This is a genomic window from Nonomuraea sp. JJY05, from assembly GCF_043496855.1.
In the GTDB taxonomy this organism is placed as follows: domain Bacteria; phylum Actinomycetota; class Actinomycetes; order Streptosporangiales; family Streptosporangiaceae; genus Nonomuraea.
Genome location: NZ_JBIEIS010000012.1, coordinates 298,565 through 309,925 on the forward strand (window position 1 = coordinate 298,565; position 11,361 = coordinate 309,925).

At 71.1% G+C, this 11,361-nt stretch carries 11 protein-coding genes; 9 read left to right on the forward strand and 2 right to left on the reverse strand.

Features of this window, described 5'->3' with window-relative positions:
• The first annotated feature begins 89 nt into the window (after nt 1-89).
• A complete protein-coding gene (locus ACFKCF_RS21505; protein WP_394496033.1) occupies nt 90-1,484 on the forward strand; it encodes a hypothetical protein in 1,395 nt (464 codons plus the stop codon).
• Here ACFKCF_RS21505 and erm read toward each other — a convergent pair.
• Nucleotides 1,473-2,348, reverse strand: a complete 876-nt coding sequence (gene erm, locus ACFKCF_RS21510) for a 23S ribosomal RNA methyltransferase Erm (protein WP_394496035.1) — start codon at nt 2,346-2,348, stop codon at nt 1,473-1,475. The two genes, ACFKCF_RS21505 and erm, sit on opposite strands and share 12 nt — an antisense overlap.
• A 262-nt stretch (nt 2,349-2,610) precedes the next feature.
• On the opposite strand from erm, the gene ACFKCF_RS21515 reads away from it, so the two are divergent.
• Genes ACFKCF_RS21515 through ACFKCF_RS21550 form a run of 8 tightly spaced genes read left to right on the forward strand, consistent with a single transcriptional unit; the run spans nt 2,611 to nt 10,050 of the window.
• A complete protein-coding gene (locus ACFKCF_RS21515) occupies nt 2,611-3,288 on the forward strand; it encodes a response regulator transcription factor (RefSeq protein ID WP_394496036.1) in 678 nt (225 codons plus the stop codon).
• Complete coding sequence (locus ACFKCF_RS21520) at nt 3,285-4,709, forward strand: sensor histidine kinase (protein WP_394496038.1); 1,425 nt, start codon at nt 3,285-3,287, stop codon at nt 4,707-4,709. Before ACFKCF_RS21515 ends, ACFKCF_RS21520 begins: the two co-directional genes overlap by 4 nt.
• A gap of 24 nt (nt 4,710-4,733) precedes the next feature.
• Nucleotides 4,734-5,258, forward strand: coding sequence for a hypothetical protein (locus ACFKCF_RS21525; RefSeq protein ID WP_394496040.1), 525 nt, complete (start codon nt 4,734-4,736; stop codon nt 5,256-5,258).
• Complete coding sequence (locus ACFKCF_RS21530) at nt 5,255-6,346, forward strand: peptidoglycan-binding protein (protein WP_394496042.1); 1,092 nt, start codon at nt 5,255-5,257, stop codon at nt 6,344-6,346. The genes ACFKCF_RS21525 and ACFKCF_RS21530 overlap by 4 nt, the downstream gene beginning before the upstream one ends.
• Nucleotides 6,346-7,008, forward strand: a complete 663-nt coding sequence (locus tag ACFKCF_RS21535) for an ABC transporter ATP-binding protein (protein WP_394496061.1) — start codon at nt 6,346-6,348, stop codon at nt 7,006-7,008. The genes ACFKCF_RS21530 and ACFKCF_RS21535 overlap by 1 nt, the downstream gene beginning before the upstream one ends.
• Complete coding sequence (locus tag ACFKCF_RS21540) at nt 7,005-8,201, forward strand: ABC transporter permease (RefSeq protein WP_394496044.1); 1,197 nt, start codon at nt 7,005-7,007, stop codon at nt 8,199-8,201. The genes ACFKCF_RS21535 and ACFKCF_RS21540 overlap by 4 nt, the downstream gene beginning before the upstream one ends.
• A gap of 54 nt (nt 8,202-8,255) precedes the next feature.
• Complete coding sequence (locus tag ACFKCF_RS21545; RefSeq protein WP_394496046.1) at nt 8,256-9,107, forward strand: hypothetical protein; 852 nt, start codon at nt 8,256-8,258, stop codon at nt 9,105-9,107.
• 31 nt (nt 9,108-9,138) lie between these two features.
• Nucleotides 9,139-10,050, forward strand: coding sequence for a DUF6597 domain-containing transcriptional factor (locus tag ACFKCF_RS21550; RefSeq protein ID WP_394496047.1), 912 nt, complete (start codon nt 9,139-9,141; stop codon nt 10,048-10,050).
• Here the strand turns inward: ACFKCF_RS21550 and ACFKCF_RS21555 are convergent.
• Nucleotides 10,036-11,076, reverse strand: coding sequence for an AI-2E family transporter (locus tag ACFKCF_RS21555; RefSeq protein ID WP_394496049.1), 1,041 nt, complete (start codon nt 11,074-11,076; stop codon nt 10,036-10,038). The two genes, ACFKCF_RS21550 and ACFKCF_RS21555, sit on opposite strands and share 15 nt — an antisense overlap.
• Nucleotides 11,077-11,361 lie beyond the last annotated feature (285 nt).

Below are 11,361 nucleotides of genomic sequence, written 5' to 3' on the forward strand. Positions count from 1 at the left end.
CTATCGCCATACGTATCGGCATGTCGGGGATAAGAATTGGAAGCCCTGGTGGAAACCACTGCCGGTGTTACGGCAGGCTAGAGGCCGCCATGGATTACGCAGTTCTCACGGGGATAGTCCTCGTCGCCGGTGTCGTGCTCGCTCTAGTCGCCCAATGGCGGGATTGGCGTCCACCGCTCGTGGTCGCCATCGTCGTCGGCGTGGCCGTGCGCCTGCTGATCATGTACACGTCGGCCATCGATTCGTGGCAACCCGTCGACTTCATGGAGAGCTTCAAGCCCGCGGGCGAGGCCGTGCTGCGCGGCCAGGACCCGGTGCTGGCCAGCGAGGGCGGCTGGCACTTCCTGCCGACCATCCCGTACGTGTACGGGATCCTGCTGTGGCTCGGCATCCCGTGGGAGTACGCCGGTCGCCTGGTCACCGTGGTCGCCGACATCGCGCTCATCCCACTGGTGGCCAAGCTGGCCGGCGGCCCCAAGGCGTCGCTGCGGGCGCTCCAGTACGCGCTCAACCCCCTCGCCCTGATGATCGCCGCCATCCATGGCCAGGTCGAGCCGGTGGCGCTCGTGTTCGGTGTGGCGGCGTTCGTGGTCGCCCGCGGCCCCGGCGCGATGGAGCGTCCCGGCATCGCGACGGACGTGGTCGCCCGGGTACGCGCCGGCGTGGCCGCGTACGGCGTGCGCTCCTCGATCCCGCGCGTGATCGGCCGGAACGGCATGCTGCACCGCGCCCTGCTGCCCGGCCCCGAGGACAGGGCCGACCTCAAGCGGGGCGCGCTGGCCGGGCTGCTGATGGGCCTGGCGCTGTGCGCCAAGAGCTGGCCGATCTGGCTGATCCCCGGCATGCTGCTGCTCCTGCCCAACCTGCGCTCCCGGGTCGCCGCGCTGTTCACCACCGGGATCGTGCCGCTGTTCTTCCTGGTCACGCTGCCGGTCTTCGCGGGCACGTCCCTCAACCAGATCCCCGCCGTGATCAACACCATCCGCGACATCCGGCCCATCGTCGGCGAGTGGGGCTGGACCCCCTGGTACACGGGCGGCGACTGGGCGCTGCGGCCCGACCTGGCCTCGTTCGGCACGAACCTGATCTACCTGTGCGTCGTCGCGGCCGTCCTCTACTGGCGGCGCGCCGACCCGGTCGACATGACCACGGCCGTCCTGCTCGTGTTCATGGTCGTGACGCCCCGGCTCGGGGCCCAGTACCTGATGTGGTTCATGCCGTTCCTGGTCGCCAGGCCCACCAGGTTCGCCTGGCCGGCCATCGTGGGCGTGTCGATCTGGTCCGGATACGGCTATCTCTACATGACGCAGTTCGACGTCAACAGCTGGTGGTACCTGCACCAGGACTGGTCGCGGGCGTCGATCGTGCTGCTGCCCATCCTGGCGCTGGCCATGCCCTGGGGCCGCCGCGTCGCGGCCACGGCCCCAGGACCGGCTCCCGTCGTCGGCCCGTCGCAGCAGGCCAAGGTCAGCTCACCCGCATAGGACCTCCCACAGGATGATCCACTGGTCGGGGTGGACGTGGGCCACGACGGTGTCGCGGGCCACGCCCGCCGCCTGCAGCGCGGCGTCCACCCCCTCGTAACGGGTCTTCAGCGAGGCGCGCACCGACCCGCCGACGCCGCCGAACCCCAGCCCGACCAGCTCCTGATAGGAGCGGCGCGCGCTTATGGCTCCGCTTCGCTCCGCGGTTCGGGGCTCTCCGAGCCCCTCACCGGGCAGGAGGGGCTCGGGCCTGCGCCGGATGCGCAGGATCGCCGAGTCGACGGACGGGACGGGGCGGAAGCTCTCCCTGCCGATCGTGTCGCCGAGCCGCCAGTGGAACCACGGCCACGACTCCACCGTGACCAGGCTCCAGCGGCCGTAGTCGCCCGACCGCTTGCGGGCGTACTCCCGCTGGGTGAGCAGCGTCGCCGAGGTCAGGGCCGGCGCCCGCAGGCACCAGTCCACGATCTTCGACGTGATCGAGTACGGGATGTTGCCCACGACCGCGAAAGGCTCGCGCGGCGCCCGCGCGGCCGTGAAGTCGCCCCTGACCACGTCGATCCTGGGATCGCTGCGCGTACGGGCGGCCAGCCGCCCGGCGAGCAGCGGGTCGATCTCGTAGGCGACGACCTGCGCGCCCGCCTCGGCGAGGGCCAGGGTGAGCACGCCCTCCCCGGCGCCGGGCTCCAGCACGAGCCCTTCGGGAGCGGCGGCCTTCACCATCAGATCGACGGCATGCCTGTCGGCCAGGAAATTCTGCGAGAGCGTACGCCTCGCCCGGTCTCTGGGCGTGCGACCGCCGCCGCCGTTCCTGGCTTTACGCTGAGTATGCGAATAGTTTCCGTGCGCGAAATTCTGCGCCACAGCACTTGCCCTTCCGGGTCCTCGAGATTGACAGGTCTCGAAGGGCCCTGGGCACGCCTGCGGACGCTACAGCCTCAGATGCTCGCGTCCGCTAGCGGGCCAGAGCCCGGCCGCGGCGGATGCGAATGAAAACGGGGCAGGCGAACATGCATGTCATGCCGGTCACAGTAGGCAGCCTCCCGTCATCCGGCAACGGAATTAACTCGGCGGCGTCGCGAGCGCTTTGAGCCCGCTTTGAAGTGGCTCGGGTAGACCTTTACTCATGGACCGACCGGCCAGGGTGCTCGTCGTGGACGACGAGCCGAACATCCGCGCCCTGCTCTCCCAGACGTTGCGGCTGGTGTCGTTCGAGGTCAGGACCGCGGAGACGGGTGCGGAGGCGGTGACGGCCGCCAGGGAGTTCGACCCCGACATCGTGGTGCTCGACGTGATGCTGGCGGACTTCGACGGGTTCGAGGTGGCCAGGCGGCTGGGTGAGCGCGTCCCCGTGCTGTTCCTGACCGCCCGCGACCGCGTCGAGGACCGCGTCCGGGGCCTCACACTGGGCGCCGACGACTACGTGGCCAAGCCGTTCAGCCTGGAGGAGGTGGTGCTGCGCATCCGCGCCATCCTGCGCCGCAGCCGCTCGGCTCCCCGCGACGACGTGCTCCGCTACGCCGACCTGGAGCTGGACCCCGCGGCCCACCAGGTCTCCCGGGCCGGCGTGCCGGTGGACCTGTCGCCCACGGAGTTCAACCTCCTCGAATATCTCCTCACCAACGCCGGCAGGGTGGTGAGCAAGGCACAGATCCTCGACAGCGTCTGGCACTACGACTTCGACGGCGACTCCAGCATCGTCGAGTCGTACGTCTACTACCTGCGCAAGAAGATCGACAAATGGGAGCCGCAGCTCATCCACACCGTGCGCGGCGTCGGCTACACGCTGAGGACGCCGCGGTGAGGCCCGCCGCCTGGACCCTGCGCACCCGCCTGGTCATCGCCGTGCTCGGGGTCGCCACGCTCGGGCTGGTGCTCTCCACCGTGGCGGGCGTCGCGCTGCTGCGCGGCAACCTGCTGAGCCGGGTGGACAAGCAGCTCGAACAGCTCGACAGGGTGGCCGCGGTCAAGGACGGCCAGTTGCTCGCGCCGATACGGACGCTCGCCGCGTCCCCGATGAACGACATCGTCTCCGACGTGCTCACCAAGCGGGTCGCCGCCATCCAGCAGATCATGGTGTACGGCTCCGACGGCACGCTGCAGTACAGGTTCGGCGGCACCACCGACCAGCCCGGCCCCGTGATCGACCGGGGCAGGATCGGCGAGACCTACACCGCGCCGGGCACCTCGGGGCCTTCGTGGCGCGTCCGCGCCACGAAGGCGGCCAACGGCAACACCCTGGTGTTCGCCCAGTCGCTCGCCGAGGTCGAGCAGACCCAGACCTCCGCCCTGGCCATCTTCGTCGCGGTCGGCGCGTTCGTGCTGCTCCTGCTCGGCCTGGCCGCCGACGCGCTCGTACGCCTCGGCCTGCGCCCGCTGACCAGGATGGAGGCCACGGCCGGCCACATCGCCCGCGGGGACTTCGACCGCCGGGTGCCCGCCCACGACCCGCACACCGAGCCGGGCCGCCTGGCCCGCGCCATGAACGTCATGCTCGACCGCCTCCAGTCCGAGATCGCCGCCAGGACCGACTCCGAGGCTCGCATGCGCCGCTTCCTCGCCGACGCCTCCCACGAGCTGCGCACCCCGCTCACCTCCGTGCGCGGCTTCGCCGAGCTGCACCGCAGGGGCGGCGACGCCGGAGAGGCGATGCACAGGATCGAGGACGAGGCCGCCAGGATGGGCGTGCTGGTCAACGACCTGCTCACGCTGGCCCAGCTCGATGAGGAGCGCCCGATCGAGCGGCGGCCCGTGGACCTGCTGGAGGTGGCCGCCGACACGATCCGCGATGCCCGCGTGCGCGTGCCGGACCGGCAGGTCAGGCTCACCGGGCTGGACGGCCCGCTCGCACCCGTGACGATCATGGGCGACGACGCCCGCCTGCGCCAGGTGGCGGCCAACCTCGTCGGCAACGCCCTCGGGCACACGCCTCCCGACGCGTCCGTCACCGTGAAGGTGGGCAGATCGGACGGCCTGGCCGTGCTGGAGGTGTCCGACACCGGGCCCGGCGTGCCGCCCGAGCACGTGCCGCGCCTGTTCGACCGCCTCTACCGTGTCGGCCAGGGCAGATCCAGGGCCGACGGCGGCGCCGGGCTCGGCCTGGCCATCGTCTCCGCCATCGTCCGCGCCCACGGCGGCAGCGTCGAGGTCGACACCGCGCCCGGCGCGGGCGCGACGTTCCGCGTCCTCCTACCTGGCTCCGAGGCGGCTCCCAGCCTGCTTTGAACGGCGCCCGGCACATTCGCAGGCATGACCAGGACACTCATCGCGACCGCGCTGCTGGCCGCGTTCGCCGCCGGCTGCGGCGGCCAGCAGGGCGGCACCGGCGTCGCCTCCGTGGCCGTGGGCTCCTCCGCGAAGCCGTCCGCGAGCGCGAGCCCGACCGGCACGGCGGACCCGCAGGAGCAGGGCAGGAAGTTCGCGCAGTGCATGCGCGACCACGGGATCCCCATGGAGGACCCCGACCCCGACGGGGGCGGCGGCCTGCGGGCCATCGGCGAGAACGCCGACAAGACGAAGGTCATGGACGCCATCGAGGCCTGCCAGGCCTACGCCCCGTTCAAGGACCGCAAGAACCTCGACCCGGAGCAGGTCGACAAGCTCCGCGAGCTGGCCAGATGCATGCGCGAGAACGGCGTGGACTGGCCCGACCCCAACCCCGACGGCACCTTCGGCAGCGACACCGCGCTGAAGCTGGACCGGAACGACCCCACGTTCAAGAAGGCCTTCGAGGTCTGCGGCAAGAAGTTCCCGAAGATGGGGGAGCGGAAGTGACGCAGGTCAAGGAGCCCTCGCCGGCCACACGCGCCTTACCGCCCCGCCGTCGCCGCCCTCTGCGGGCACTGGCCTGGACGGGCGGCGCCGCGCTGCTCGCCGCCGCCGTCGCGGCCGCCGCCGCGGGCTTCGGCGGCGATGGCACCGGTACGGCCGCCGCCACCCGTACGCCACCGGCCACCGCCAAGGTCACCCGCACGACCCTCACCGAGACCAGGACCGTGGACGGCACCCTCGGCTACGGCGACACCCTGACCGTCACCGGCAAGTCCCAGGGCACGATCACCTGGCTCCCCGGCGAGGGCACCACGATCACCCGGGGCCACGGCGTCTACAGCGTCGACGCCGACCGTCGCCCGCTCCTGTACGGGACCATGCCCCTCTACCGCACCCTGGAGAACGGCGTCGAGGGCAAGGACGTGGAACTGCTCGAACGCAATCTCAAGAAGCTCGGCTACACCGGCTTCGACGTGGACCGCGAGTTCACCTGGGCCACCGGGGAGGCGGTGGAGGAGTGGCAGGACGACCTCGGGCTCGACGTCACCGGCGAGGTTCAGCCGGGCGACGTCGTGGTCGCCGACGGCCCCCTCCGGGTCGCCGACCTGAAGAAGGCGCTCGGCGACAGCGCCAACGGCCCCGTGCTGACCGCCACCGGCACCACCCGCCAGGTGCTCGTCAACCTCGACGTGGCCGACGAGCACCTGGTCAGGAAGGGCATGAAGGCCACCGTAGAACTGCCGGACGGCACCGAAGTCAACGGCGGGATCACCAGGGTGGGCAAGGTCGCCACCGAGACCGGCACCGGCAACGACACCACCACCACCGTGGAGGTCGAGGTGTCGGTGAGCGGGCTGAAGAAGTCGTACGACGCCGCCCCCGTGGACGTCACGATCGTCTCCGACCAGCGGAAGGACGTCCTGGCCGTGCCCGTCGGCGCGCTGTTCGCCCTGGCCGAGGGCGGCTACGGCGTACAGGTCGTCGAGGGCCCGGCCACCCGCTACGCCGCGGTAGAGACCGGTATGTTCGCCGACGGCCGGGTCGAGGTCACCGGCGTCCAGGAGGGCACGACCGTGGCGGTGCCCAAGTGATCGTCGAACTGCACGACGTGAGCAAGGACTACGGCGACGTGGCCGCGCTCCGCGGAGTCTCCCTGGGCATCGAGCCCGGCCAGCTCGTCGGCATCGCCGGCCCCTCCGGCTCCGGCAAGTCGACCATGCTCAACATGATCGGCACCCTGGACCGCCCGTCCGGCGGCCTGGTCCGCATCGCCGGGCACGACGTGGGCTCACTCAGCGACAAGCAGCTCTCCGCGCTGCGCGCGAACGTCATCGGCTTCGTCTTCCAGCAGTTCCACCTGGCCGCCGGGGTCAGCGCGCTGGACAACGTGGCCGACGGCCTCCTGTACGCGGGCCCGTCCCTGCGGGAGCGGCGGCTGCGCGCGTACGACGCGCTCGAACGCGTCGGCCTCGGGCACCGGCTCGGCCACCGCCCGCACGAGCTGTCCGGCGGAGAGCGCCAGCGCGTGGCCATCGCGCGCGCCGTGGTCGGCGAGCCGCGGCTGTTGCTGGCCGACGAGCCCACCGGCAATCTCGACTCCCGCTCGGGAGCGGGCGTGATGGAGCTGCTGCGCGAGCTGAACGCGGGCGGAACCACCGTGGTCGTCATCACCCACGACCGCGACATCGCCTCCTCGCTGCCCCGGCAGGTCGAGATGCTGGACGGCCGGGTCGTGGACGGGGTCCGGACATGACCGCTCTGGTGACGGCCCGGATGCGGCCGCGCGACGTGGTCAGGGTCGGCGGGGCGGGCCTGCGGGCCAGGCCGCTGCGGGTGTTCCTGTCGGCGCTCGGCATCGCCATCGGCATCGCGGCCATGCTCGGCGTCGTCGGCATCTCCGCCTCCAGCCAGGAGGACCTCAACCGGCAGCTCGAAGCGCTCGGCACGAACCTGCTCACCGTCTCGCCCGGCCAGACCCTGTTCGGCGAGGCGTCCCACCTGCCCGCCGAGGCGGAGGGCATGATCGGCCAGATCGGCCCCGTCACCGCGGTCACCGCCACCGGCACGACGCCGGCCAGGGTCTACCGCAACGACCACATCCCCGAGGCCCAGACCAGCAGCGTCTCCGTCACCGCCGCCCGGCTCGACCTCGTCGAGGACGTCGGCGCCACCGTCGTCAGCGGGGCCTGGCTGAACGAGGCCACCCACCGCTACCCGGCCACCGTGCTCGGCGCCAAGGCGGCCGACCGGCTCGGCGTCGTCCAGGCCGGCCCCGACCAGCGGGTGTGGCTGGGCGGGCAGTGGTTCACCGTCGTGGGCGTGCTCGCGCCCGCGCCCCTGGCCCCCGAGCTCGACACGGCCGCGCTGGTCGGCTGGCCGGTCGCGCAGGAGCGGCTGGGCTTCGACGGGTACGCGACCACGATCCACACCAGGGCCCAGGAGCAGTACGTCGCCGCCGTCCGCGACGTGCTGGCCGCCACCGCGAATCCGGAGGCGCCCAACGAGGTCGAGGTGTCGAGGCCGTCCGACGTGCTGGCCGCCAAGCAGGCCACCGACGCCACGCTGAACGCGCTCCTGCTGGGCCTCGGCGGCGTCGCCCTGCTGGTCGGCGGCGTGGGCGTGGCCAACACGATGGTCATCTCGGTGCTGGAGCGGCGGGCCGAGATCGGCCTGCGCCGCTCCCTCGGGGCCACGCGCGGGCAGATCCGGGTGCAGTTCCTCGCCGAGTCGCTGCTGCTGTCGGCCATCGGCGGCGTGGGCGGGGTGCTGCTCGGCATCGGCGTCACGGCGGCGTACGCGAGCCTGCAGAGCTGGCCCGCGATCGTGCCGGTCTGGGCCATGCTCGGCGGGGTCCTCGCCACGCTGGTCATCGGCGGCACCGCGGGCTTCTACCCGGCCGTACGGGCCGCCCGGATGTCACCGACGGAGGCCCTGGCCGCTCCGTGAGCTTGTCCGATTTCGACAAGAAGAACGGCCCACAGGAGGAGTAGCTTCGCCGCCATGGACGTGATCGACCGCGCGGAAAGATATCTGCAGCTCCACGGCCGCCTGATCGAGAGGTTTCGGTTCGCGGCGCTGTTCCGGGACGGGCCCCGTGAACGGGTGCTCGACGTGCTGCGCTGCTACCAGAACGCCGACGGCGGCTTCGGCAACGCGCTGGAGCCCGACCTGCGCGGCGCGGGCAGCCAGCCGGAGCCGGTCGAGGTGGCGTTCTGGATCCTGGACGAGCTGGACGCGTTCGACTCGCCCATGGTGGCCGCCGCGTGCGACTACCTGGCCGGGGTCAGCGCGCCGGACGGCGGCGTGCCGTTCGTGCTGCCGTCCGTCCGCGACACGCCCCGCGCCCCGTGGTGGGAGACCCCCGACGACCCGCCGGGCAACCTCGTCCCCACCGCGTCCATCGCGGGGCTGCTGCACAAGCACGGCAGCACCCATCCCTGGCTCGCCGCCGCCACCGACTTCTGCTGGTCGCGGATCGCCGCCCTCACCGAGACCAGTCCGTACGAGGCGCGCGCCGTCGTGACGTTCCTGGACCTGGTGCCGGACCGCGCTCGTGCGGAGGCGGAGTTCGCCCGGTTGCGTGAGGCCCTGCTCGCGACCGTCTCGTTCGATCCCGACGCGCCCGGGGATGCGCACTTCCCCCTGGATTTCGCGTCATCGCCGCTGCGGCTGCCGATGTTCACCGAGGACGTCCTGGACGCCCACCTCGACGCCCTGATCCGCGCGCAGTCCGACGACGGGGGCTGGAGCGGGAACTGGCTGATGTGGACGCCGCTGGTGGAGCACGAGTGGGGCGGCTACCTCACCGTGGAGCGGCTCAAGACGCTGCGGGCGTACGGGAGGCTGCCGTAGTTCTGTCGGTGGGGCGGCGTACGTTGGAGGCATGTACGTGGAACGGCCTCCGACCGCCGACCTCGCGGGCCGTCTCGCCTGCGTGTGGCACCAGGTCAGCGAGGCCGACGCCACGCAGCTCGTGGTGCCCGACGCCTGCGTCGACCTGATCTGGGGGCCGGAGGGGCTGTTCGTGGCCGGTCCGGACACCGGGCCCATGCCGACCCCCATGGCCTCCGGTGACACCTTCGTCGGCATCCGCTTCCGGCCGGGGGCGGTGGGCGACTTCTTCGGCGTCCCGCTTCAGGAGCTGCGCGACCAGCGCGTACGGCTGTCCGATCTCCCGTCCCTGGGCGATCGGCTCTCCGAACCCCCGTCGTTGCGCGATCACCGCGTCCGGGTGCCCGATCTCCCATCCCTGCCCGATCGCCGCGTCCGGCTGTCCGATCTCCCGTCCCTGCGCGATCATCGCGTTCGGCAGCCTGACCTCCCGTCCCTGCCCGATCGCCGTGTCGGTGTGTCCGATCTCCCGTCCCTGCGCGATCATCGCGTCCGGCTGCCTGATCTCCCGTCCTTGGGCGTCGTGGATGCCGCGCCTTCCGGACGGCTCGACGCCATGCTCGCGGCGGTCAGGGATCGCCTGTCCCACCGGGTGCCCGCCGATCCCGCGGGCACCGCCATCTCCGGCGCGCTCAGGAGGGGCCGCACGGTCGGCGAGGTGGCGTGGGACCTCGGGTTCAGCGAGCGCCAGCTGCACCGCCGCAGCCTGGCCACGTTCGGCTACGCGCCCAAGATCCTCCAGCGCATCGTCCGCTTCCAGCGCGCGCTGACCCTGGCCCGCGCGGGCGTCCCGCTGGCGGAGGTGGCGGTCACGGCCGGCTACGCGGACCAGGCGCACCTGTCACACGACGTCAAGCGGCTGAGCGGGGTGTCCATGCGCCGGCTGGTCTCATCTTCGGGGTAGCTTGCCCGACACCAGCGCCTGCGCCCATCCGGCGGCCGGGTCGCTGTCGACGAACAGCGCCCGCGCCAGCAGGCTGAGCGGAATGGCGAGAATGGCGCCCAGAGGGCCCAACACGAAGGTCCACACGATCAGCGAAAGAAACGTCATGGTCGTCGACAGCCCCACGGCGTCCCCCAGGAATTTCGGGAGGATGAACGACTGCGTGACGACATTGGTCACGGTGTACGCGGCGACGACGAGCAACATTTTCTGCACGCCACCGTCCAGCAGCGCGAGCATGGCGGGCGGCAGCAGGCCGATGATGAAACCGATGTTGGGGATGTAGTTGGTGATGAGCGCCAGCACACCCCAGAGCAGCGGGAGCGGCACGTCCAGCAGCGAAAGGGCGATCACGTCGAGCACCGCGTAAATGATCCCGAAGATGGTCGAGACAATCAGGTAGCGCCGCGTCTTGTGCGCGAACGTCGCCAGCGCGGGGACGAGGCGCGTCCCGTTGCCCGCGCCGGAGGTGAGTATTTTCGCGGTCACCGGCGCGTCCAGACACATCGCCAGCAACAACACGACGATGAGAAACATCGACGACAGAATGGCGATCACGCTGCCGAGCAGAGCCTGCGCGAATTCCACGATCTTGCCGGGGTCGAACGCCGCCAGCCCCTTGTTGAGGACGTCGTTGCTGACGCCGTGCGTGGTGGCCCAGTGCTGGGCGTCGGTGAGCAGTTGCTGGAACTGGGCGGTGTACGAGGGCAGCAGCGAGGCGAGCTGGGCGGCCGAGATGACCAGGATGCCCACCATGCCGAGGAGCACGAGCACGACGATGAGGAACGGCACCGCGACCTGGAGCCAGGTGGGCGCGTGCCAGGCGGCGAGCCTGCGGCGTACCGGGGAGACGGCGATGACGAGCACCAGTGCCAGGACGATGGGGCCGGCTATCGACGACACCTCGCGGATTCCGTAGAGGACGATGACGGCGGCCGCCATGCCCACCAGGATGATGAGCGCTCTTGGCGCCGGCTGCTCTCGCACGTCCGGTACGTACCCCTGGTAGGCGCGCGTACCGTCGATTTGACGGTTCCCGGAGGCGTACATAGAGTTCACCAGTCCCGCGAGGGCGGCGCTTGATCGTCGATCTCACTCGGGGGCAACCTCCCTTCCACTCCGGTGCAAGACGTGCGCGTCTGGTTCTGGGGGCTGGTAAGTTAGAGGGGTTGTCCCGGAAGCGGGGCAGGTCTTAATTCCAGCAAGTCGAGCAAGTCGGGTCAATTTGACAGGGACTTGAACGGCTGAAAGAATAAAGACACAACGAAATGA